The organism is Thiovibrio sp. JS02 (assembly GCF_053485635.1).
Map to the genome: position 1 here is coordinate 1,418,614 of NZ_CM130715.1, position 22,636 is coordinate 1,441,249.

Consider the following 22,636-nt stretch of genomic DNA (forward strand, 5'->3'; position numbering starts at 1 on the left):
GTGCTAGAGTCTGTAAACTTTACAAAAAACCGCTGAAAAAAGTATATACAGATTTTCCCCTTCGAGACAAAAATATTTTCAACCCAGGATATTAGATCAACAGTGCCCGCCCCCGCGAAACAGCTTCCTGCCGGAAAATGTTCTCCTTTTCTCTGGTCCTTCACGACATATTTCAGCGAGGGCTTCCCCTACTCCCTTATCCGAACGGTTTCCGCTGTTTTCTTCCGGGACAGCGGCATGAGCCTTGAGGCCATTGGCCTCACCTCGCTTTTCGGCCTGCCCTGGTTTCTCAAATTTCTGTGGGCGCCCGCCATTGACGGCCATGCGAGCAAAAGGCAATGGCTCCTCGTCATGCAAGGGCTCCTGGTTCTTCTTTTTTTTGCCGCTGCCCCGCTTGCCGGCCTTGAAAACGGTACCATCATTCTCGCCTTGCTGTTTTTCGTGGCAAGCTTCATCGCCGCCACCCACGACGTTGCCATTGACGGCTACTATATGGAAGCTCTTGACAGCCTCGGGCAGGCAAAGTTTGTCGGTTACAGGGCCATGGCATACCGGATCGCCATGATGACGGGCACCGGCGTCGTGGTCACCGTGGGCGCCACCCGGGGCTGGCCAGAAGCATTTTTAGGCTCGGCAATACTTCTGGCCTGCCTCTTTTTCTTCCACCTCACCTGCCTGCCTTCCTGTGAAGAAAAAAAAGATTTCGCCCGAAACCTTCCCAGGCGCACACTCACCACCATTTTCCTTGCCGCATCAGGGCTCATCTTCGCGATGGCGGCATTGACCGTGTTCTTGCCGCGACAATACGAAATTCACGGACTGCTTACCCTGCCGGACTTCCTGAACAAGATTCACCTCGCCGGCTGGATCGGGATGTTCCTGCTGTTGACGCTGGCGATCTTTTCCCTGCTGGGCCGGAAAATAAAAGCCTGGGCGCAAAGAAAGCGGAACATCTTTCTGGGCAGGGCGATTTTCAGCTTCATGGAGCGGGAAAGGATCGGTCAGATCCTGGCCTTTATCATCCTGATCAGAACCGGCGAGTACATGCTCTCACTGATGAGCGCGCCCTTCATGGTTGATTTGGGAATCAAAGCCCATTACGGCTGGATTTCCGGCGGCATGGGATTGCCAAGCTCCATTCTCGGCGCCATGCTTGGCGGTTGGCTTATCGCGAAACATTCGCTCAAAAAAATGATCTGGCCTTTTTTGCTTGCCCAGAACGCAACCAATCTGACATACATGGTCCTCGCCTTTTCCATGCAGGATTTCCTGGCAGCCAACACAGGCAATCAGCATCCCGTTGCAATCGGCACGGTCAATCTCTGCCTGGTTGCCTTGGTGAATGCCTTTGACCAGTTTGCGGGAGGGCTCGGCACGGCTGTGCTGATGACCTACCTCATGCGCCTCTGCACACCTGAGTTCAAGGCGGCACACTATGCCATCGGCACGGGACTCATGAGTGTCAGTGGCCTTTTTTCCGGGGCTTTAAGCGGGTATCTTGCCTCCTGGCTAGGGTACGGATACTTTTTTGGCATGAGCTTCCTGCTCTCTCTGCCGGGCATGCTCATGATCTTTTTTGTTCCGCTCTACGATCCACAAAAAAAGGCGCCGCGGAATTCCGCGGCGCCTTACGCATAAGGAATAACAAGGTGCTGTTTATTTCTTCAGGCGGGCATCCAATTCCTTCTGGATTTGCTCGCTTATATCCAGCGTATCGTCGGCATAAAGAAGGCCGGTTCTGTTCCGAAGCCCCTTCATGGTGTTTTCCATAATCAGGGTATAGCCGTTTTTCTTTCCGGTTTCAGCGATGACATCATGCAGTTCTTTGAGAATAGGCTCCATGATCTTTTTTTCAAGTTGCTGAATTTCTTGTTTCGCGTCCTCGGTTTTCAGCCCGTAATCACGAAGCTTCTTCTGATATTCCCGCTCTTTTTCCACGCGAACTTCATCGCTCCACACGGAGCTTTTCTTTTCGATCTCATTCTTCATCGCAGTCAAGGCATCTTCGTCCGACTTAAATTTGGACTGAAATTTCTCAACTTCGGACTGCAATGTTTTTTGCGCCTCCTGGGCAGACTTTGAAGTGCCGAGAATTTTCTGAATACTAATGGTGGCGATCTTCACCTGTCCCTTTTCCGCCAATGCCTGATCCGCAAATAAGGCAGTCATTGCAAAACAAAAAACAAGTAATCCACTTAACAATTTGCTCTTCATAACCATCCCCTATTGAAAATCAGTCGGGATTTTCCTGAAAATGCCCTACCGAGATATGCCTCATCTATTAACAAACAAAAAAGAGATGGGAGCATCAACAATGCCCCCATCCCCTATTGCAATACAAAAGAATACTTATTTTACAACTACAAAATCATCGCGACGATTCTGAGACCAGGCCAACTCGTCATGGCCAAAGTTGAGGGGTTTCTCCTCACCGTAGCTCATGGTGTCAATACGGCTCTCGACAACACCCATATTGATGAGAAATTTCTTGGCGGCCATGGCGCGTCTCTCGCCAAGGGCCATGTTGTATTCGTTGGTACCGCGCTCATCGGTGTTCCCTTCAACACGAACCCGAACGGAGGGAGAGGCGTTCAGCAATTCCGCATTCTTGCTGACACGTCCTTCCTGGTCGGCCCGGATGTTGGACTTGTCGAAGTCAAAATAAATCGGCAGCATCGGCGCGGTGGTCCGGCCTTCAAGAACAGCACCGGTATCTCCTCCAGCCCATCCCTTGTCGGAAAGAGACTCTTCCTTGCCCGCACCCTCGCCGGTGTCCGCTTTCACGGCACTCCCCGCCATGTCCTTGTCACTTTGCACTTTTTTGGCACAACCGCCAGCAAAAAGCGACAGAGTAATTACAGCAGAAGCCACAGCCAGAAACTGAAAAATCTCCTTTTTCATCTTTCTCCAACCTCCAGATAAATTTATTGACAGATTATCAGCTTTGAAAATCAAGTTTTTGATTACTGATTATCAGTCTGAAAATCGATATATATTTAAATATTATATCACCACCCACGTAAATTGTTAAGTGAATTCAATGTGGGTTAAAAAATTTTTTTTCGACATTTCACCTACTAATCATTAATTTATATTTTTTACACTTGCCACCACCTGGCCTCGCCCCCTTTCGGCGTCCGCACTATTTGCTTGCATAGACCATGGAAAAGGCTATAATTTTTTATAGTTTGACCCACCAGAAATCACAGAGTCAACCCTTTGATATTTAAGGTAAAACTCGACACCCCTCCTTGGCGACACTATCAATGAAGCGTCTTAAATCTCCCCCGCAATCCAGTTATTCATCCCATGGCGACGTTTCCGTCCAACAGCCCCCCCTTGACAGCGAGCGCGTACGCCATGCGCTGATGGCCAAAAACCAATTCGGCACCTTTTTCGGCGTTTCGCAAAAGGTGCTTGATACTGTGTGGAACAGTCTCACCTCACCGATCGGCAATTCCGTAACATATATTTCCATGGAAATCGGGGCGGATCTCGATGTATTCCATCCGGTGCAGAACTATCTCAGGAAAAACGGGATCACCGAACACCCTGACGAGGTACTCGATAAGTTTATCCAACTTTTTCTGCATGGTCCCACCAAGATTCCCAACTATGGGGGGGGATTGGGGATTCTCGCGGGAGATACCCTGAAGAGTTTCGCCGACTGCCAGATACCAGCCGTCGCGGTTTCGCTGCTCTACAAAAAGGGGTATTTTTCACAGCTTGTCGATTCCAAACTTGGGCAAGTCGCATGGGCTTCCACCTGGGAACCTGAAAACACGGCCGGAATGTATCTCCTGAAAAATCCGGAAAATCCTGCCCTACCCATCCGCATCGAGGTGCCCTTCTACGATCATCATGGCAATAAATCCGTGGCCTACGCCCAGCTCTGGCTGAAAATGGAAATCAACGGGAATCTGGACTTTTTCGTCCCGGAAATCCTCCTTGACTTTCAATTGCCCGATACTCCTGCCTGGATCAAGGAGGCATCCCAACATCTCTACGACAGCAGCTCGGAAAAAACCAAAGCGACCCAGCGACGCCTGCTTGGGGCAGGGGTGGTGCCGGCCATGGAAGCTTTAGGCATCACCTCCCGGACCATCCATCTGAACGAACAGCACGGGGTTGCCGTGGTCCTTTCCCTCATCAACAGGAAACTTGAGGATAAATACGGCCCTGCCTATGAAAACAAAGCGACGGATGCCGATATCCTTCAGGCAGCGGAAGAGGTTTCCGACCGGTTTGTCTTCACCATCCATACCCCGGTTAAAGCAGGCCATGACCGCTTTGGAGTTTCCATATATAAAGATCTGGTAAATCCGTTCTGTGAACGGATTTTGAACCTTCTGGCACTGGAAGAGGAAAATCGTTTTGTCTATAATTTCACCGCGATGGCCATGAAGCTGAACCGGGCCACCAACAGCGTCAGCCGTCTGCACAAGGAAGTAACCCAAAAACAGTTCCCCCAGTATGCGAAGAAAATTACCGCCATCACCAACGGCGTACACCACCTTACCTGGACCAGTGACGCCAAGGCGGAGCTGTACGACACTTTTCCGGAACTGAACAACTGGCGGCTCGACCCGAGCGTTTTCGCCGGGGCAAAATCATTGCTGGGCAACAAAAAATTCCGTACCTACTTCGAACAGGCCGGTTTTGAAGACACCAAAAAACTCATCGATTACGTAAATCAGATGCTTGTCGCCCACCGCAACCAGCGGCTGCAAACCTGGATAGACCCTCCGAATTATCTTTCCTATCTGGACGAGCGGGAAAGCACACTGACCCCAAAGGTCTTTACCCTTGGCTTTGCCAGAAGATTTTCGACCTACAAACGGGCGGACCTTATTTTTGAAAATCTGGAGCGGCTCGCCACCATTGTCAAAGAAAACAACTGGCCGGTGAATTTTATTTATGCCGGCAAAGCCCACCCCTCTGATGAACCTGGAAAAGATCTGATCAAAAACATTCTTGCCGTGCAGGAAGAGCTGTACAAAAAAAGCAATGGCCTTGCCAAGCTTGTTTTTATTCCCGGCTACGACATGCACATAGCCAAGATGATGGTGGCGGGAGTACACGCCTGGCTGAACAGCCCAAAACGTCCCTTGGAGGCAAGCGGAACCAGCGGCATGAAGGCCGCGATGAACGGGATTCCCAACCTCAGCATCATGGACGGTTGGTGGGTCGAAGGGTATCACGATGGCCAGACCGGGTGGAAGTTCGGCTACGAAGATCCCATCAGCCATGAGCATCTCAGCGAGCTACGGACCTCCCTGCTCTATGCCGAGGACTCCGCCTCTTTTTATGAGCTGCTCCCGGAAATTCTCCGTTCCTATTATGATCCTGCCATGCATGACCATTACCTAGACAAATGTATCGCCAACCTCATCCTGAACTGCCCGATCTTCAATACCCATCGCATGGCCGCAGAGTATGTCGACCGCTATCGCCTGGATCTTTCTGCGGCGGTTCTCCAGAAAATCAAAAAATTCCGCGCTCTCTACAACAGCGAACCGGCACACTGAGTCCTTTTTTTTGCCGACATCGTTTGTTGCGATGCCACAAATCTTTTTTCCGCCGGAGAATTCTTTAGTTAAGTTACAGACCTTCCTGCCGATGAGGTTATCAGGGAAGTACGTAACCAATGCGGGCGACCATCGCCTGACGCCTTAAGGTAGCGTAGACAGCAGCCCTGAGTAAATGGGGGAAGGACATGCCAAACACCATCAATCCAGGCCTTTTGCACACAGCCTGTCCCGCCTCACGTTGCACGGTCGGCAGAGGGGATGGGAGAGTGGCGCTGAGCAGCAGCATCCAGCAATCCACCCGCATCACCATCCAGACCGATGAAGGGGATATTGTCACCTTTTCCGGGATGCTGCAAAACCACCAGGGATTGCAGGCCAGGGAATGGTTGACCCCGATGAGTTCGGGGCAGTCCATGAGTTCTTTTTCTTCCCGCAGTGAGACAATGGCAGTCTCGCTGAAAGGGGATCTCAACCCACAAGAGCTTGCCGATATCGCGAATCTGATCACGGACCTCACCGCCATCGCCTCCTCTTTTTTTACCGGGGATTATGGAAAAGCCATGCAGGATGCCCTGGAGATCGGCGACATGGGCTCTCTCTCGGCCATGTCCGCCTCATTCAGTCAGCGGATAAGCCAACAAACGCGCATAACCGGCACACACCCGATCCCTGCTTCTTTCGACGACATGGCAGAGAGCCTGCGGCGGGAACTCCCGCAAACGGAGACAGATGGGGAGGGCGGGCGGACAAGTTACTCTGCGCAGATGAAGGCACGCTGGCAACAAATACTGACAGCCCTTGCCGAGGGCGAACCTGAAAAACCGCCCCCCACGAAAGAGGCCTCCGCTGTGGGTACAAAGGAAGAAGCCGCCCTGCGCATGTTCAGCCGCTGGCAGCAGGCATTGGAAAACAACCCTGGCCTAAGCCCATTCATCGGGCCATTGACGGAAAAGGCCATGGTCAGGGCATCGGCGCACCAGCCTGCGGGACAGCATCCGGCAACGGCAAAGGGATACAGTGACTTACGTCAGGCCTTTCAGCGGCAGCATGACAACTGGCTGCATGCCAACACGCTGCCCGAGAAGCCTGGGCAGACCGTGAACATTTGAGCAGATCCGGCGATCTTTAAAAATCCTGAAATTCCTCATCCTCAAAGGGGATAACCTGTTCCGGCTTGACCTTGCCGGTCTCTCGCGGAGCGGTCTTCCCTTTCCCCTTGCCTGAGGGAAGCTTCTTTTGCCCTTCATCCTCCGCGAGATCAGGGCTTTTTGTCGGTCGAACCAGCAGATTCGCGCCCTTGCCCTCCGAAGCCGGCAGAGCGCCGGCGCTTGCCCGCTTTGTCCCGCCCACCATCCGGAGAAGTTCGTTGACCGTCGCCTTCATCACCTCAGCCTGGGCATTCAGCTCCTCCGAGGCCGAGGCCGTTTCTTCGGCATTGGCGGCATTCTGCTGCGTCACGCTGTCAATATGGCTGATGGCCTTATTCACCTGACCGATGGCCCTGGACTGCTCGCTGGTGGAGCCGGCTATTTCGCTCACCAGGGCGCTCATCCGCTGCACGGACCGGGTGGCCGCGGTAAATGAGTCGCTGGTTTCCGAAACCAGATCCGAACCGGCATTGATCTTCTGCACCGTGCCGTCGATGAGGCTTGAGGTGTTTTTGGCAGCTTCCGCGGCGCGCATGGCCAGATTGCGAACCTCGTCGGCAACCACGGCAAACCCCGCTCCGGCCTCGCCGGCCCTGGCCGCCTCAACCGCGGCGTTCAAGGCGAGAAGATTGGTCTGAAAAGCAATTTCATCAATGGTTTTCACAATCTTCTGGGTCTGGGTGCTGGCAAAGGAAATTTCCTCCATGGAGGCGGTCAACTTTTTCATGGAGGCATCGGCAGCCAGCAGTACCTGGTTCGCCTCCTTCATGAGGATATCCGCCTGACCGGCATTTTCCGCATCCTGCTTGGTCATTGCCGCCACTTCTTCGATCGAGGCCGAAGTCTCTTCCACCGAGGCGGCCTGTTCCGATGCCCCCTCGGCCAAAACCTGGCTGGATGAGGATATCTGGCCGGCCGCGGCGGCAACCTGTTCAGCGCCATCGGCCATCCGGTTGGCAACCATCGTCAAAACCGAGGTAATGGCCCGGGCCAGAAAAAAAGAAAGAAACAGCCCGAACCCGACGGTGACGAAACCGAAGACCGAAACCAGGAAACGGGTCCTCTGGGCGGCGTTTACCATGACCTCGTCGGTCATGATATTGTTGCGGGCCTCGGCGCGGATTTTCCCCAGAAGTTCCTGCACGGCCAGCACGGAGGGCACGGTCTGTGCCGCATAGATATCCTTGGCCTTCTGCATGCCGGCAATCTGATTTTCCGCCTCGGTCTGCAGATCCCAAAGGACTTCGATGGTGGCGTTGAGATGCTTGAGCGTTTCATTTTTCAAGAGCGCGCCGGCATCATCAAAACGCTTGGCCGCGAGCAGCTCCTTGAGCCTGGCGCCGGAGGCATGCATGGCATCGTGGCTTTCATGAATCGAATCAACCGATTCCCGGTAGTGGGCGCTGCCGTTTTTATAAGCCTTCCTGGCCTGCTCGGACCCCAGCCACTTGCCGAGCATGCACTTGGCGGGATCGGTCTCGAAATTCCCGATGGTGGTGCTGCGGGCGAGCAGCGCATCCATTGCCTTGCCGGCCCAGCCCAGGTGGGCCGCCTCGATGGCGACCAGTTTCGCCGGGAGCATCAGGTCTCCCTGGACAAAAACCTCTTTGATGGCGCTGGCCGAATCGTGAAGATCCTTGTGGGGTTTTTCAATACTCTTCAGCAGCGGAGCAATGCTGGGCACCAGAATTTCCGCCCGTTGCCGCTCCTCGCCGTAAAGCCATTTGCCGAAGCCGCATTGAGTGTGGTCGGTTTCCACATGCAACTCGGTGACATTGTCATCATTCAAAAGCGCATTGACGCCAGACACCCAGTTGAGGTGGTCCACCTCCTTCTGGGCAAGCAGGCCATCGAGTTTGTTGCCGAGAATCACATCCTCGGCATTGCCGACGATCCTGCCCACGCCGAAATAATTCGCCGTCACGATAACGACCAGGAGAGCCAGAATCACCGCAAACCCCGCGGTTATTTTTTTGGCAATTGTCATCTCTTTCCAGTTCATCGCACACCCCTTCCATTGAATAACGCCGCCAGTGGCCGTGGCAATCAGCCTGCACATATGGCAGCCGCAACCATGGGCGGCAAGCCGCTCATTCCCTCCCCCCATCCTGACCGACGGCAAGAATACCCATTAAAACCCATTTGTTTTCAGCCGGTATTTGGGTATTTTATATACCATACCCCCTTCACTTTCTACAGGAGATTTCCGCATGTGGTCTTCAAAAGACGTCTACTATATTTCGGACAGCACCGGTATTTTAGCCACCAATCTTGGCCAGGCCCTCATCTGCCAGTTTCCGGAGATCAACTTTCACGAAGAAAAATTCCCCTTTGTCCTCAACATCGAAGAGGCGCAAAAAACCCTGGCTTACATCCTGAAACAGTCAACCGGCAGACGCCCCCTGATCTTCAGCACCATCATGAACCAGGAGGTTCGCGCCATCTTCGATTCCCCCGAGGTGGAACTTTTCGATGCCTTTGAAATCTTCATGGAACGGATGGAAAACTGCCTCGAAGCCAAGGCGTTGCGGGTGCCGGGCTTTTCGCGGCATATCGACAACCTGACCATGGCCAAGCGGGTTGAAGCGATCCACTATTGCCTGGAGCATGACGATGGCGTCAAGACCCATGAACTGGATGAGGCGGATGTCATTCTCCTTGGCGTCTCCCGTTCAGGCAAAACCCCGGTCAGCGTCTACCTGGCCACTCAGATGGGCCTCAAAGCGGCCAATTTCCCGCTCACCTCGGAATACCTCGATGAGTACCGGCTGCCGGACGGGGTCGCGCGCAACAAAAAACGGGCCGTCGCCCTCACCACCACCCCGGAACTCTTGCACAGCGTCAGGGAAAAACGCTACTCCGACAGCAATTACGCCAAGCTCTCCACCTGTATTGAGGAACTGGAAAAAGCGGAAACCATATACCGAAGCTACAAAATCCCGGTTGTCTCAACGGCCGGGAAGTCCATCGAGGAGATCGCCACCCAGGTTTCTCAGGAATTGGGCCTTTCCAAAAAGCCGGCCTCGCTGAACAGCAAATCGTGAAGAGGTTTACAAAAAAGCGAAGGCCGCGGAAAAAATCGCCGCCTCAGCCGATACTCCCGGCGCGACCAGCAAGGGCTGCGCAAACTCCCGGAGCCCGGAACTGAAACGGCCGAGTCTGTAGAGTTCGCCAAAAAGAAAGGAAGGGACGCCGGCGCCGAAGCCGCCGACCCGCTCCGCCCCGCGCCGGACATTATCGATGAGGCGGGCCGGTTGAAAAAGGTGGTAGGGGTGACGTTTCACCTCTCCCCCATGGGCCGCCAGGGCGGAGAGCAATCTTGCCACGTCATGCGCGGCAAGACCCAGGAGACAATTCGGCGCGGCAAGGGGGTGCCAATACTCGCTTTCCGCCGTAATGACAACCCCATCCTCCTGCTCGGAATATCTTCGCAACGCCGCCAGCACGAGATGATGCACCCCCACATGGGTCGGATGCATATCGTCGTTATGGGGAAAAACAACAAGGTCCGGCCGAAGACGGCAAAAAAGAGCGCAGAGCTGCTCCACCATCCCCTGCCAGCGGGCGGGCTCCTGCCCCCTGGTCCAGGGGGTTACGCCGGTAAACCCAGTCCCTCCTCCGGCCAGCTCAAGGGCAAACCCCAGGATTTCACAGGATCTGCGAAGCTCGGCCAGACGCCTCTCCGCGGCGCTCGTATCACTGCCAAGGGTGACCGCCACATTGGTGACCCGCGCCCCGGTCTCTTTCAGCATGCGCAATGGCAGGCCGCCCACCAGGGCCTCATCGTCGGGGTGCGGGGAACAGAGGAGGATCCGCCGCGGCTTTACGTCCGTCCTTGGCGATCCGGCTCTCTTATCCGCCCCGCCGGCAACTCGACCCTCCTCGCCCAGCCTTTCCAGAAACGGGGCTGCAAAGCGGTTGACATAGTCAAGCCATCCTGAAAATTCCTCGCTGTTTTTCATCCCCTTACCCACAGTCAATGATGTGCAGAGGCTCTGCCCTGCCCAGCTCCCCGTGCCCCGAACGGATATGCCCGATATCGCGCCAGTCCCGGCCTAGCAGACCGGCGCCGTATGCATCCACACTCACAGGATCGTAACCGGCAACCAGCTTGTTCACCGGCGGATTGCAGGTCGGCCCCCAGAGATGCGCCTCGCTCATGCCCACGGTCGCATCAAGGATGGTGAAGTCCGGCTTGCGGTAGCGATTCAGGTCGCAGATCGCCTCCTGAATCCTCGTATGGAATGCCGCTTTCTTCCAATGGCCTCCCTGTTGATAATGGGAGGGAGGCGCCAGGCCCATCATGTTCTTCATGGTCAGAGTGACCCCTGCCAGGCTGTGTGCCTTCAACACCGGCACCGAGAGCAGAAAACCATCCAAGGCGAGACGGGGAAGATACATCCGCGGGAAACGACGGTAACCTGGCCTTTCCAGACAGAGCAAATCCTCGCTGTTCAAATCGACAAGGCCGACCCCAAGTTCTTTCGCCATCCGGGTATAACCAAGGGCGGAAAAAACCTGCCAGCTGTCCTCGTCCTTGGCGCCAACCCCTTCGGCCACCACAATGTTCAGGCCCGGGAGATGTTTCCGCAGAAAGACGATGATGGCGGCCACCAGGGCCACGGGCGTGGTGATGGGCGGCGGCAACGCCTCGACCAGATTGGGCTTGATCAGAAGCAGGTCCCGGCCCACCAAACGCGCACAGAAATCGGCGGCGGCAAGAAGAGCGGCAACGGAAGCTGACCAGTCCCGGTATTCACGGACAAAGACCTTGCCCGCATCACCTTCCAGCATCACCATTCCCTCCCCGGCCCAATCCGCCCCGCCCTGGAGCAGGGGTTCCGGCCGTGAGCGCCGTTTTACAAATTATTCTTTGCATGGACGGCGGTTAATTCTGTATGATCAAATTTTGGCGGACGTTACAAGTACCCTTGCCGGTCACAATAAATCAAAGATTTATACCGCAATCCTGGTTGTAATCGCGCCCTGTTGCGATTTCAACCAATTTGAACACTTGCTTCCGGATAAAAACAACTTCATGAATTGGCGAATAAAGATCCTGGCTGATATTCCCTTGGAAATTCGCCATAAACCCAAAAAGCGCGCCGGAGTCTGTTGTGTCTAAACCACTTTCCAGCCTGCTCCTTTTCCTGGTGGCAATCCTCTGCCCTGGCCGTGCGCTTGCCTTCCAGCCCCACGAATATTCAGGACTCTATATCCACCAGCTTGCCCATTTTTTCCTGATCGCCTCCCTGTTCTTTTTCGCGGTAAAAGCCCAGCACAGCCGGCACGCCTCGTCAAAGGGGTGGCACTCCATACTGATCGGCGCCTGGCTCCTCATCATCTGGAACATGGCAACCATGGGGGGGCATTTTCTTGACCTCTACATCTCCGAGGACTCGCTGGTCCGCCTCCCCGGGGAGAAGGTGCCTTCGATTCAGCTTGCCAGCTGGAAGGAGGTGCTGTTCTATCTCCTGAAGATGGACAACTTCATTGCCGTACCGGCCATGCTCTTCATTTATCGGGGATTGAGCATGTTCAGAGAGAGCCGGCCCGCCCAGAGCGCCGGATGAGTGAAGCCCCATGACCACCTTGAGCCTGCTCCCCATCTGGATCGTCGATTTTTTGGGCGCCGTTGCCCTGATCGTCATTTCCGGCCTCTGCCTGCGGAAGGCCCTGGCTCTTGTCAACGCCGAACGGGAAAACCCCTTGGCCATCTTTCTCCTCTGGTTTTGCGGCGCCATATTCACCCTGGCCCTCTCCCGTTCCGTCGGCCATATCCTGAAGCACCTCCTTTCCATGTCGGGCAACCTGGATATCTGGCTGTCGCTGGAACCATACAGCGGCTCCATCAACACCATGGCGTTCATTGTAATTGCCTCGGTGACCCTCTTTTTTGACCGCATCGAAACCATCATGTCCCGCATGGCCCGCGACAAGGAAAAAATAGAAAAAAACAGCCAGGCGCTCCTCCACCTCAACAAAGACATCGAGGCGGTCATCGCCGAGCGCACCAGGGCAAGCATGGCGTTGCGCATCGCCCACGAGGTTCGCAACCCCATCACCATCATCGGCGGCATGGTGCGCCGCCTTCTCAATACTTACCCGGATGAAAAGGAAGGCAAATTGAAGCTGATCCACATCCTGGACCAGTCCCGCAAGCTGGAAAACCTGGTCAGCAAGTTTGAAACGGTACGACCCGAGGCCAGAAAAATCTTTGCCCCCCTTGAGCTGAACCCCATTGTCGCGGATTCCGTTGAATCGTTGCAGAAAGACGCCACGAGCAAGGATGTCGGCCTGCTGTTCTTTCCAAGCCCCACCCCGCTTTTCTTTCATGGCAATGCCTCTCTCATTAAGATGGCGATTCTCCATCTGCTGCGCAATGCCCTTGAAGCCTGCGGCAAAGGGTGCGCCATCCGGGTCCGCACGAAGATGACCCCCGAAGGAGGGCAACTTGCCATCAGCGACAACGGCCCCGGTATCCACAAAGACCTCCTGGAGGTCATCTTCGACCCCTACCTGCGCCTGCACCGTCAGGCCACCGGCCTGGGCCTGCCATATGTCAAGCAGATCATCAACGAACACATGGGCACCATCGAACTGAGCAGCGAAGAGGGCAAGGGTACCACCGTGGTCATTGTCCTGCCCAGTCACCTGGGCGAACTGGCCGGTTCCTCCGGCGGGAACTACCACATCTGACCGGATCTCCCCCCCCGGACGCCTTCGTATCGCACCTCCTTACAATGAGCAACCGGCGGGCCGTGAATACTCAGCCCCTCGCACAGCGGTCTGTCCGGTGGGAACAGCGCGGGCCGCCTATTTTTTTCTTGCGTCTTTGCGCCTCCGCGTTAAACTCTCCGGCTCCACGGCCCCAGTAACTTTCATTCCAGACCGTACTCGGAAAAACATGCTTGCCATCAACCAGCTTTCCATCCAGTTCGGCACAAAACATCTTTTCAGGGATGTTTCCGTCCGTGTCCACCCCAATGAAAAAATCGGTCTGGCAGGGGTGAACGGCGCCGGCAAATCCACCCTGCTCAAGATCATGGCCGGCGTGCAGCATGTGGACGACCGGGTTATGACCCGGGCCAAAAACATAACCCTCGGCTATCTCCCCCAGGAAATCACTTCCTTTCCGCCGGGCCGGACCCTGTTCGCCGAAGCGGAAACCGCCTTTGCCGATGCCCTGGCCGTACAGAAGGAACTGGAGCAGGTGAACATACGTCTGGGGCAGATCGCGGCGGAAAGCAGCGAATTTGCCGAAATCCTCCGCAGGCAGGGCGAACTGCAGCATCGCCTGGATGAGTCCGACATCTTTGTCATGCAGTCCCAGATCGAGAAGGTGCTCCTTGGTCTGGGCTTTTCCCAGGCGGATTTCAGCAAGGAGAGCAACTCCTTTTCCGGCGGCTGGCTCATGCGCCTGATGCTTGCCAAGATCCTTCTCGCCAAACCCGACCTGCTGCTGCTGGACGAACCCACCAACCATCTGGACATCGAGTCGCTGACCTGGCTTGAAGATTTTCTCAGGAACCACCGGGGCGCCATGGTGATCATCTCCCACGACCGCGCCTTTCTCGACAACCTTACCACCATAACCTGGGAGCTTTCCCTGGGCGAGCTGACCGTCTACAAGGGCAACTATTCGCAGTATCTGGTGGAAAAGGAAAACCGGATGGCCATCAAGCGGGCGGCCTATGAAAACCAGCAGGCGAAAATCCAGCAGACCATGCGTTTTGTCGATCGTTTCCGCTCGAAATCCACCAAGGCAAGTCAGGTGCAGAGCCGTCTCAAACAGCTTGAGAAGATGGAGATCATCGAACTCGACGCCACCGAGAGCACCATTTCCTTCCGCTTCCCGCCCTCGCCCGCCAGCGGCAGAACCGTCCTGGAGGTGGAAAAACTCAACAAAAGCTTCGGGGCGCTCAAGGTTCTTGCCGATCTTTCCTTTGTCCTGCAACGCGGCGAAAAGATGGCTGTGGTCGGCGTCAACGGCGCCGGCAAGTCAACCCTGGTCAAGATGCTGGCGGGACTTGTCAAACCCGATGACGGCGTTATCCGTTTCGGCCACAATGTGACTGTTTCCTACTTCGGCCAACACCAGGCCCAGGAGCTTGACCCGCGCTTCACCATCCTGGAAACCCTGAGCCATGTAAGCAATGAGCTGACCGTGACCCAGAGCCGCTCCCTGCTCGGCGCCTTTCTCTTTCGCGGGGATGATGTGGACAAAAAGGTCGGCGTGCTTTCGGGCGGGGAAAAATCAAGGGTGGCCCTGGCCAAGATGATCGCCACCCCGGCCAACCTCCTGATCCTGGACGAGCCCACCAACCACCTGGACATCGTTTCCCAGGAGGTGCTGCAGGAGGCGATGCGCCAGTATGACGGCTCCATCATCGTGGTTTCCCACAACCGCTATTTCGCCAACTCCTTTGTCGGCAAGGTGCTCGAAATCAAACAGAGCCACGGCACCATCTTCGACGGCAACATCGATTATTACCTGCACAAGACGCACAGCGAAGCCCCCCCTCCGGTGCCGGCCAAAGGCCAGGCAGTCGCCGCTGCCTGGCCGGAACCTGACCGGCAGCCGAAAAAGGGCAAGGAGGCCCGCCGGCAACAGGCGGAAATGCGTCAGCAGAAAACCAGGGAGCTTGCCCCCTTCAAAAAAACGGCAACTCGCTGCGAACAGGAGATCGACTCTCTGGAATCCCGCAAAAACCAGTTGGAACAGGCCTTGGCCGACCCGGAGTTATACAGGGATCAGGAGAGATTCGCCGAACTGAGCAGTGAGTACGGTTCCCTTGCCAGGAAGCTGGAAAGAACCTACGGCGAATGGGAACAGGCCCAGGCCAGGATCGAAGAGATCGAAGAGCGCTATGGATTGGAGCAAGACGCCTGATAAAACGCCCGCCGAAACCTGAATATCAGCGGACGGCAAAAAGGTCGATTCCTCCGCCCTTTCATCCTTCGGCCTTCTTCCTTGGCGCATGCAGCGAATCTCAATGCCACGAGTCCCCATTCCCCTTCTTTTTTCGGCTGGAAAAAACACGCAACTCTCTTGACCACCGCTTCAAATCCCAGTATCTTCAGCGCTTGCTTGCAGGTGATTACCCCCTCCACCTCTCCATCCGCGTGGCTTCTTCCATCTGCGACGCAATGCCCACAATGATGCAATCCATTCTTTTTATTATTTTTTTCATCTTTCGGAGGAGCAGTATGAAAAAAATGTACACCGCTTTAAAAATGATGATGGCCCTTGGACTTGTCACCTCTCTCACCATGAGCTCGCCGGCCTTTGCCTCCGGCGGCGGACATGGCGACGCCCCGGCCGCCCCGGCCAAGAGCGGCGAAGAAACCATCAAGGCAGCCATTGCCGGCAACGATCAGTTCAAGACGCACAACGACAGCCATCATTTCGACGCCTTCCAGACCGGGCAGGCCCCCAATCTGACCGTCATCACCTGCTCGGACTCCCGGGTGCATACGCAGCTCTTCGGCATGCAGCCGGATAATAACGTCTTCGTCATCCGCAACATCGGCAACCAGATCAAGAACTCCGAGGGCTCCGTGGATTACGGGGTACGCCACCTGCCCACCAAGGTGCTTCTCGTCATGGGCCACTCCAGCTGCGGCGCGGTCAAGGCCGCCATGGGCGATTACTCTGGAGAAACTCCCGGCATCAAGGCCGAGCTTGATGCCTTGAAACCGGTGATCGCCGCCGAGGACAAGTCCGGTGACGCCAACACCCGCTGGGGCAAGAATGTCGAGCGCAACGTCGATTTCCAGGTCAAGACCGCCATGGAACTCTACAAGGACAAGATCGCCAGCGGCGAACTGACCGTGGTCGGCGGGGTTTACGACTTCAACGACCTCTACGGCAAGGGCCGCGGCACCCTGGTGGTCACCAACATCAACGGCGAGAGCGACCCCAACAGGATCATGGCCCACCCGGTGCTCAAGGAACTCGCCAAGGGAGAGGTTGTCAACCATGTGGGGAGCCTTGCCCCGGGGCTCTAACAGTGACCGACCATTCCATACGGCAGCAGATTGAGGAGCGCGAGGCCGCAAGCCTCGCGCCCTATGCGGCGTTGAGCCGCGACAGTAAAGGCCGGATGCGGCAGGAAGAGGAATGCCCGATCCGCGGCGCTTTTCAGCGTGACCGCGACCGCATCATTCATTCAAAATCCTTCCGCCGCCTCAAGCACAAGACCCAGGTCTTCCTGGCCCCCACCGGCGACCATTACCGCACCCGGCTCACCCACGTGCTCGAAGTGAGCCAGATCGCCAGGACCATCTCCGTGGCCCTGCGCCTGAACGGCCATCTCACCGAGGCCATCGCCCTGGGCCACGATCTCGGGCACACTCCCTTCGGCCACGCGGGTGAATCCGTCTTGAACCAGCTCTACCCACGGGGGTTCCGCCACTACGACCAGAGCCTGCGCGTGGTGGACATCCTGGAAAACAAGGGCAAGGGTCTGAACCTCACCTTCGAGGTCCGCGACGGCATTGCCAAGCATTCCAAGGGCAGAAGCGAAATCCTCCCCGCCGATCTCTCGGAGCTGCCCGCCACCATGGAGGGCCGGGTGGTACGCATGGCGGACATCATCGCCTACGTGAACCACGACCTGGACGATGCCGCCCGGGCCGGGGTGATCAGCGAAACGCAGATCCCGGCCAACCTGCAAAAACTCTTCGGCACCAGCCATTCCCAGCGGATCTGCACCATGGTCAACGATCTGGTCGTGCAGACCGCAAAGGCCGGAGGTGAACGGCTGACCATGAGCCCGCACATCATGGAGGGCATCACCGAACTGCGCGGTTTTCTCTATGAGAACGTCTACGAAACCAACCGGGTGCACGACGATTTCGTCAAGGCCATGAAGGTGCTGCGCGAACTGTACGAGTATTTCATCAGCACCGACGAACACTGGGAAAGGGTCATCGATTACGACGAAACAACCCCGCGCGAACAGATGGTCTGCGACTTCATCGCCGGCATGACCGACCGCTATGCCCTGGATCTCTACACCAACATTTTTCTTCCCAAACCATGGAGCGTGATGTAACCGATGAGCATGAACGGTTCCGAAAATACCCCGGCAAGCCATGAACTGGCCAAGGCCTACGAGTTCAAGGAGGTTGAGGCCAGGTGGTACAAACGCTGGCTTGAGCAGAAAAATTTCCAGGCCACCATGGAAGAAGGCAGACCCTCCTTTTCCATCGTCATCCCGCCGCCCAACGTCACCGGCGTCCTCCATGTCGGCCATGCCCTGAACAACACCATGCAGGATGTCCTGGTCCGCTACAAGCGGATGGACGGTTACAATACCCTCTGGATACCCGGCACGGACCACGCCGGCATCGCCACCCAGAACGTGGTGGAGCGGCAGCTTGCCACCGAGGGCAAAAGCCGCCACGATCTCGGCCGCGAACAGTTCATCGAACGGGTCTGGCAGTGGCGCGAGGAGAAAGGCGGCACCATCATCAATCAGCTCAAACGCCTGGGCTGCTCCTGCGATTGGGAACGGGAACGCTTCACCATGGACGAGGGGCTCTCCCGGGCGGTGCGCACCGTCTTCGTCCGCCTCTTCAAAGAGGGGCTCATCTACAAGGGCGACTACATCGTCAACTGGTGTCCCCGCTGCCATACCGCCCTGGCCGATGACGAGGTGGAGCACGAGGACAAGGCCGGCAAGCTCTACCATATCCGCTACCCCTATGCCGACGGCTCGGGCCACGTGGTGGTGGCCACCACCCGGCCGGAAACCATGCTGGGCGACACCGCCGTGGCCGTGCATCCGGACGACGAGCGCTACAGCCATCTGAAGGAAATCGGCATCCGCCTGCCGCTCACCGACCGCATCATCCCGGTGGTCTATGACCATCATGTCGAACGGGAGTTCGGCACCGGCGCGCTGAAGGTCACCCCATCCCACGACCGCAACGACTACGAGATCGGCCTCCGCCACAACCTCGAACGGATCAAGGTCATGGACGACTCCGGGTTCATGAACCAGGCGGCCGGCCCTTACGCGGGCCTGGACCGCTTCGCCTGCCGGGAGAAGGTCGTCGCCGATCTCGCGGCCCAGGGCTTTCTGGAGAAGATCGAGGATTACGACCATGCCGTGGGCCAGTGCTACCGCTGCAAGACCGTGGTCGAGCCCACCACCTCCCTGCAGTGGTTCGTTTCCGTGCGTCCCCTGGCCGATAAAGCGGTGGCCGCGGTGCGCGACGGCCGCATCGCCATTCATCCCAAGACCTGGTACAACACCTTCTACGCCTGGATGGACAATATCCGCGACTGGTGCATCTCCCGTCAGATCTGGTGGGGCCATCAGATCCCGGCCTGGACCTGCGAGGCGTGCGGCCAGCTCATGGTCGAGGAGGAGGCCCCGGATCTCTGCAGCCAGTGCGGGTCGAACCGACTCAGTCAGGAAAGCGACGTGCTGGACACCTGGTTCAGCTCCGCGCTCTGGCCTTTCTCCACCCTGGGCTGGCCGGAAAAGACCAGGGAGCTGCGGTTCTTCTACCCCACCTCGGTGCTGATCACCAGCTTCGACATCCTCTTCTTCTGGGTGGCCCGGATGATGATGATGGGCATCCACTTCATGGGCGAAGTACCCTTCAAGGACGTCTACCTGCACGCCCTGGTCCGGGACAAGCACGGCAAGAAGATGAGCAAGTCCACCGGCAACGTCATCGATCCGCTGGTGGTCATGGCCGAGTACGGCACCGACGCCCTGCGCTACACCCTCACCGCCTTTGCCGCCCAGGGCCGGGAGATCAAGCTGGCCGAGGAGCGCATCGAGGGTTACCGCCACTTCATCAACAAGGTCTGGAACGCCTCCCGTTTCGCTCTCATGCACATCAGCGAATGCGATTCCGCCATCGGCAGGGATCTCGATCCCGCGGGACTTTCCCTCCCGCACCGCTGGATCCTCCACCGCCTGAACCAGGCGATCCGCGAGGTGCGGCAGGCCTTGGACGACTACCGTTTCAACGATGCCGCCTCCGCCATTTATCAGTTTGTCTGGAGCGAGTTCTGCGACTGGTACCTGGAATGGATCAAGGGCGATCTCTATGGCGGCGACGAAACGCGCAAGGCCGCCGGCCGGGCGGTGCTGCTGACGGTGCTGGAGCATATTCTCAGACTTCTGCACCCCATCACCCCCTTTGTCACCGAAGAGATCTGGCATGTCCTGCCCGGCAACCGGACCAGCATCATGGTCGAACCCTTCCCCGTCGCCGATCCGGCCTGGGAGGACCAGGCAGCGGCCGCCTCGGCCGAACTCTTCATGGGCATGGTGGGCGGTCTCCGCAATATCCGCAGCGAGATGATGCTCCACCCCTCCGCCGAGATCGAGGCCCAGATCATCTGCCACGACCCGGCCAGGGCCGCGAGCCTCGCCGCCACCCTCGACTCGTTGCAAAGCCTGACCCGGGCCAAGGCCATCGAGATCAAAAACAAGGGCGACCGCCCAAGGGGCGCGGCCTCCTTCCTCTACACCGACATCGAGATCTACGTGCCGCTGGCCGGCCTGGTGGACGTGGACAAGGAGCTTGCCAAACTCCTGAAGGAACAGGCCAAGGTCGAGGCGGATCTGGCCCGTGCGCAGGGCAAGCTCAGAAATGAAAAGTTCATGGCCAACGCCCCTGAAGAGGTGAAGGCCAAGGAGCGCGAAAAGGTGGCGGAGCAGGAAGGAAAGCTGGAGAAGATTAAGGCCGGCATGGCCCGGCTGGCTGAGCTCAGGGCCTGAAATTCAAGGCCGGCGAACAGCCGATCCAGGAAATACAACGCGCGGAAGGCGACCGGAACATGAGGCAGCAGTCATTGCGGAATATTGCCCACCCGGCGGAGCAAATCCTGGAAGCCGTCAATCAGGGGCTCTATGTCACCGATCTCGAACGGCGCATCGTCTACTGGAACGAAGCGGCGGAACGGATCACCGGCTGGGCGGCGGCGGAGGTGGTGGGCCGGGCCTGCAAAGACAGCATCCTCGTCCATACCGACAAGGACGGCCGACAGCTCTGCGGAAAGGAGAGCTGTCCCCTGCACCGGGCCATGGTCACAGGCAACCGTTCCACCGTGCCTTCCCTGGTTTTTGCCCAGAAAAAAGATGGAAGCCGCCTGCCGGTGCAGGTCAGCGTCGCCCCCATTCGCGATGGACTGGGCACGATCATCGGCGGGGTGGAGGTTTTTCAGGATCTGTCCCACCAGGCGCGCGATCTTGAACGGGCGCGGCAGATCCAGGCGCTTTCCATGACTCTGCCGGTCAACGATGATCCGCGCCTGCGCTGGACCTGCCATTACGCGGCCCACGATATCGTGGGAGGCGATTACTTCACGGTGGAACGGCTGGCCCCGGACCGCTATGCCTTTTTGCTCGCCGATATGATGGGACACGGAGTGGCGGCGGCTCTCTACGCCATGCATCTCCATTCCCTTTGGGAAAGCAACCGCGAGTTGCTCAACCGGCCGGCCGCCTTTCTCGCCGCCCTGAACCGCAACCTCTGCCAGCTGGTTCGGGACGGAGAGTCCTTCGCCACCTGTCTTTTCGGCCTGCTTGACCCGGAAGCCAGGCAACTTTCCCTTTGCGCGGCGGGCGGTCCCGCCGCCCTGCTGACGCGGGGAAGGGAAACCCGGCAGCTCAAAACGGCGGGGCTGCCCCTTGGCGTGATGCCGGAGGCCGCCTATGAGGAGACCCATATTGCCCTCCAACCGGACGACGGGCTGCTCTTCTGCACCGATGGCGCCCTTGAAATTTCCGGAACAGACGGCAGATTACTCGGCAGCCACGGGCTGGCGAATCTGATCGGCCTCCACGGTTTTCCGGATACCGAAGTGAAGATGCTGCACCTCACCGAGGAAATGCTGCGATTTTCAGGCAATATCCGTTTCCCTGACGACCTGGCCATCCTGGCCGTCCGCTGCCTCACCCCGAGCCCGTAAGCCTTTCCGGCCCGCCTCATGTCCACGGAAGCAAACTCCTCTCCCCCGCCCCGCCCCTGCCGTGAGCACACGATCCGCACCTCGGATCACGCCCGGATCGACCGTTTTCTGGCCGAGATCTATGCCGCGATGGAGCCCGCCCTCCTCGCGCAGAACTTCGTCGATCCGGAATTCCGCATCTCCATGGTTCTGCGCGAGGCCGTGGTCAATGCCTGGCTCCACGGCAACCGGAAAAACCGCGCCAAAAAGGTCACCGTCCGCTGGCAGATCAAAAAAGAGGAGCTGACTCTTGAAGTTATTGACCAAGGGAAAGGCTTTCCCCTCCAGAGCATCCCGGACCCACGCGCCTGCGAAAATATCGGCAGGAGCCGCGGCCGTGGCATCGCCATCATCACCTGTCTTGCGGATCGGGCATCCTGGCAAGATCGGGGCCGGCACCTGACCGCCGTCTTCGCAAGGCTGCCCGCCGCCATGAATAAGCACTGAATCGAACCACTGCTTCCCGGCGAATCAGGGAAGAGGATTTGATAAAGAGAATTCTTCACAACTTTCCCCCGGTGTGCTTAAATGGGAGAGACCAGCATAAATTTCAGGCCTTGCGCAACCCGATGTTACCGTCAGCAAATCCCCTTGGCCGGCCAAACAAAATCCAATAAGAAGCGGAGAAAGACCATGCCCATGACCTGCGAAATCAGCCAGCAGGGAGAGACCGTGTTATTCACCCTGTCCGGAATCATTGACGAGGAGGGCGCCATGACCCTCAAACGGCAATTCAATGCCCTCAAGCACGCCGAGGTCAGGGAGCTGGTCATCGACCTGGCCGGGGTCAGCCAGATCGGCAGTTCCGGCATCGGCAAACTGCTCCTGTTCTACAAAAACATGGCGGCCCGTAAAGGGACAGTCCGCTTGGCCAGGGTGCCAAGGCCCATTCATGAGCTGTTCACGGAACTGCGGTTGGATACCCTTTTTCCCATGAGTGCCGGCACCTGAAGCGTCCGGACCGCATGCGGCAT

General features: G+C 57.2%; 18 protein-coding genes. 13 read left to right on the forward strand and 5 right to left on the reverse strand.

What is annotated here, in order from left to right; genetic code table 11:
- The first annotated feature begins 237 nt into the window (after positions 1-237).
- Positions 238-1,638 (forward strand): MFS transporter, encoded by a 1,401-nt coding sequence (locus ACUUL3_RS06590; RefSeq protein WP_448555743.1) that lies wholly within the window; start codon positions 238-240, stop codon positions 1,636-1,638.
- Between the two features lie 18 nt (positions 1,639-1,656).
- Here ACUUL3_RS06590 and ACUUL3_RS06595 read toward each other — a convergent pair whose 3' ends face one another.
- Positions 1,657-2,214 (reverse strand): OmpH family outer membrane protein, encoded by a 558-nt coding sequence (locus ACUUL3_RS06595; protein ID WP_448555745.1) that lies wholly within the window; start codon positions 2,212-2,214, stop codon positions 1,657-1,659.
- A gap of 135 nt (positions 2,215-2,349) precedes the next feature.
- A complete protein-coding gene (gene pal, locus ACUUL3_RS06600) occupies positions 2,350-2,901 on the reverse strand; it encodes a peptidoglycan-associated lipoprotein Pal (RefSeq protein ID WP_448555747.1) in 552 nt (183 codons plus the stop codon).
- A gap of 467 nt (positions 2,902-3,368) precedes the next feature.
- Between pal and glgP the strand changes: the two genes are divergently transcribed.
- Together glgP and ACUUL3_RS06610 are read left to right on the forward strand one after the other, a co-directional pair.
- Complete coding sequence (glgP, locus tag ACUUL3_RS06605) at positions 3,369-5,528, forward strand: alpha-glucan family phosphorylase (protein WP_448555749.1); 2,160 nt, start codon at positions 3,369-3,371, stop codon at positions 5,526-5,528.
- Positions 5,529-5,797: 269 nt separating this feature from the next.
- Positions 5,798-6,640, forward strand: coding sequence for a hypothetical protein (locus ACUUL3_RS06610; protein WP_448555751.1), 843 nt, complete (start codon positions 5,798-5,800; stop codon positions 6,638-6,640).
- A gap of 16 nt (positions 6,641-6,656) precedes the next feature.
- On the opposite strand, the gene ACUUL3_RS06615 is transcribed toward ACUUL3_RS06610, so the two are convergent.
- Complete coding sequence (locus ACUUL3_RS06615) at positions 6,657-8,681, reverse strand: methyl-accepting chemotaxis protein (protein WP_448555752.1); 2,025 nt, start codon at positions 8,679-8,681, stop codon at positions 6,657-6,659.
- Between the two features lie 208 nt (positions 8,682-8,889).
- On the opposite strand from ACUUL3_RS06615, the gene ACUUL3_RS06620 reads away from it, so the two are divergent.
- Positions 8,890-9,723: a pyruvate, water dikinase regulatory protein gene (locus ACUUL3_RS06620; protein ID WP_448555754.1), complete on the forward strand. Its 834-nt coding sequence runs from the start codon at positions 8,890-8,892 to the stop codon at positions 9,721-9,723.
- 6 nt (positions 9,724-9,729) lie between these two features.
- On the opposite strand, the gene ACUUL3_RS06625 is transcribed toward ACUUL3_RS06620, so the two are convergent.
- Together ACUUL3_RS06625 and ACUUL3_RS06630 are read right to left on the reverse strand one after the other, a co-directional pair.
- Positions 9,730-10,641 (reverse strand): PIG-L deacetylase family protein, encoded by a 912-nt coding sequence (locus ACUUL3_RS06625; RefSeq protein WP_448555756.1) that lies wholly within the window; start codon positions 10,639-10,641, stop codon positions 9,730-9,732.
- A gap of 4 nt (positions 10,642-10,645) precedes the next feature.
- Complete coding sequence (locus tag ACUUL3_RS06630) at positions 10,646-11,473, reverse strand: DUF362 domain-containing protein (RefSeq protein ID WP_448555758.1); 828 nt, start codon at positions 11,471-11,473, stop codon at positions 10,646-10,648.
- Positions 11,474-11,796: 323 nt separating this feature from the next.
- Between ACUUL3_RS06630 and ACUUL3_RS06635 the strand changes: the two genes are divergently transcribed.
- The 9 genes from ACUUL3_RS06635 (at position 11,797) to ACUUL3_RS06675 (ending at position 22,613) form a co-directional block, all read left to right on the forward strand.
- Positions 11,797-12,252: a hypothetical protein gene (locus ACUUL3_RS06635; RefSeq protein ID WP_448555760.1), complete on the forward strand. Its 456-nt coding sequence runs from the start codon at positions 11,797-11,799 to the stop codon at positions 12,250-12,252.
- A gap of 10 nt (positions 12,253-12,262) precedes the next feature.
- Positions 12,263-13,378 carry a sensor histidine kinase gene (locus tag ACUUL3_RS06640; protein ID WP_448555762.1) on the forward strand — a complete coding sequence of 372 codons (1,116 nt, stop codon included), beginning with the start codon at positions 12,263-12,265 and terminating at the stop codon, positions 13,376-13,378.
- A 208-nt stretch (positions 13,379-13,586) separates the two neighbouring features.
- A complete protein-coding gene (locus ACUUL3_RS06645; protein WP_448555764.1) occupies positions 13,587-15,572 on the forward strand; it encodes an ATP-binding cassette domain-containing protein in 1,986 nt (661 codons plus the stop codon).
- Positions 15,573-15,889: 317 nt separating this feature from the next.
- On the forward strand, positions 15,890-16,690 hold the full coding sequence (locus tag ACUUL3_RS06650; protein ID WP_448555766.1) for a carbonic anhydrase: 801 nt from the start codon (positions 15,890-15,892) through the stop codon (positions 16,688-16,690).
- Positions 16,691-16,692: 2 nt separating this feature from the next.
- Complete coding sequence (locus ACUUL3_RS06655; protein WP_448555768.1) at positions 16,693-17,739, forward strand: deoxyguanosinetriphosphate triphosphohydrolase; 1,047 nt, start codon at positions 16,693-16,695, stop codon at positions 17,737-17,739.
- A 9-nt stretch (positions 17,740-17,748) separates the two neighbouring features.
- Positions 17,749-20,430 carry a valine--tRNA ligase gene (locus ACUUL3_RS06660; protein WP_448555770.1) on the forward strand — a complete coding sequence of 894 codons (2,682 nt, stop codon included), beginning with the start codon at positions 17,749-17,751 and terminating at the stop codon, positions 20,428-20,430.
- Positions 20,431-20,489: 59 nt separating this feature from the next.
- Positions 20,490-21,623: a SpoIIE family protein phosphatase gene (locus tag ACUUL3_RS06665; RefSeq protein WP_448555771.1), complete on the forward strand. Its 1,134-nt coding sequence runs from the start codon at positions 20,490-20,492 to the stop codon at positions 21,621-21,623.
- An 18-nt stretch (positions 21,624-21,641) separates the two neighbouring features.
- The gene (locus ACUUL3_RS06670) at positions 21,642-22,109 is read left to right on the forward strand and encodes an ATP-binding protein (RefSeq protein WP_448555773.1); all 468 of its coding nucleotides are present in this window, start codon (positions 21,642-21,644) and stop codon (positions 22,107-22,109) included.
- 186 nt (positions 22,110-22,295) lie between these two features.
- The gene (locus ACUUL3_RS06675) at positions 22,296-22,613 is read left to right on the forward strand and encodes an STAS domain-containing protein (protein ID WP_448555775.1); all 318 of its coding nucleotides are present in this window, start codon (positions 22,296-22,298) and stop codon (positions 22,611-22,613) included.
- The last annotated feature ends 23 nt before the right edge of the window (positions 22,614-22,636 follow it).

What these genes read in the sequence shown, in the direction of transcription:
- ACUUL3_RS06590 (WP_448555743.1), top strand. Translation starts at nt 238, where the DNA reads ATGAGCCTTGAGGCCATTGGCCTCACCTCGCTTTTCGGCCTGCCCTGG.
- ACUUL3_RS06595 (WP_448555745.1), bottom strand. Translation starts at nt 2,214, where the DNA reads ATGAAGAGCAAATTGTTAAGTGGATTACTTGTTTTTTGTTTTGCAATG.
- pal (WP_448555747.1), bottom strand. Translation starts at nt 2,901, where the DNA reads ATGAAAAAGGAGATTTTTCAGTTTCTGGCTGTGGCTTCTGCTGTAATT.
- glgP (WP_448555749.1), top strand. Translation starts at nt 3,369, where the DNA reads ATGGCCAAAAACCAATTCGGCACCTTTTTCGGCGTTTCGCAAAAGGTG.
- ACUUL3_RS06615 (WP_448555752.1), bottom strand. Translation starts at nt 8,681, where the DNA reads ATGAACTGGAAAGAGATGACAATTGCCAAAAAAATAACCGCGGGGTTT.
- ACUUL3_RS06620 (WP_448555754.1), top strand. Translation starts at nt 8,890, where the DNA reads ATGTGGTCTTCAAAAGACGTCTACTATATTTCGGACAGCACCGGTATT.
- ACUUL3_RS06625 (WP_448555756.1), bottom strand. Translation starts at nt 10,641, where the DNA reads ATGAAAAACAGCGAGGAATTTTCAGGATGGCTTGACTATGTCAACCGC.
- ACUUL3_RS06630 (WP_448555758.1), bottom strand. Translation starts at nt 11,473, where the DNA reads ATGCTGGAAGGTGATGCGGGCAAGGTCTTTGTCCGTGAATACCGGGAC.
- ACUUL3_RS06640 (WP_448555762.1), top strand. Translation starts at nt 12,263, where the DNA reads ATGACCACCTTGAGCCTGCTCCCCATCTGGATCGTCGATTTTTTGGGC.
- ACUUL3_RS06645 (WP_448555764.1), top strand. Translation starts at nt 13,587, where the DNA reads ATGCTTGCCATCAACCAGCTTTCCATCCAGTTCGGCACAAAACATCTT.
- ACUUL3_RS06650 (WP_448555766.1), top strand. Translation starts at nt 15,890, where the DNA reads ATGAAAAAAATGTACACCGCTTTAAAAATGATGATGGCCCTTGGACTT.
- ACUUL3_RS06660 (WP_448555770.1), top strand. Translation starts at nt 17,749, where the DNA reads ATGAACGGTTCCGAAAATACCCCGGCAAGCCATGAACTGGCCAAGGCC.
- ACUUL3_RS06665 (WP_448555771.1), top strand. Translation starts at nt 20,490, where the DNA reads ATGAGGCAGCAGTCATTGCGGAATATTGCCCACCCGGCGGAGCAAATC.
- ACUUL3_RS06670 (WP_448555773.1), top strand. Translation starts at nt 21,642, where the DNA reads ATGTCCACGGAAGCAAACTCCTCTCCCCCGCCCCGCCCCTGCCGTGAG.
- ACUUL3_RS06675 (WP_448555775.1), top strand. Translation starts at nt 22,296, where the DNA reads ATGCCCATGACCTGCGAAATCAGCCAGCAGGGAGAGACCGTGTTATTC.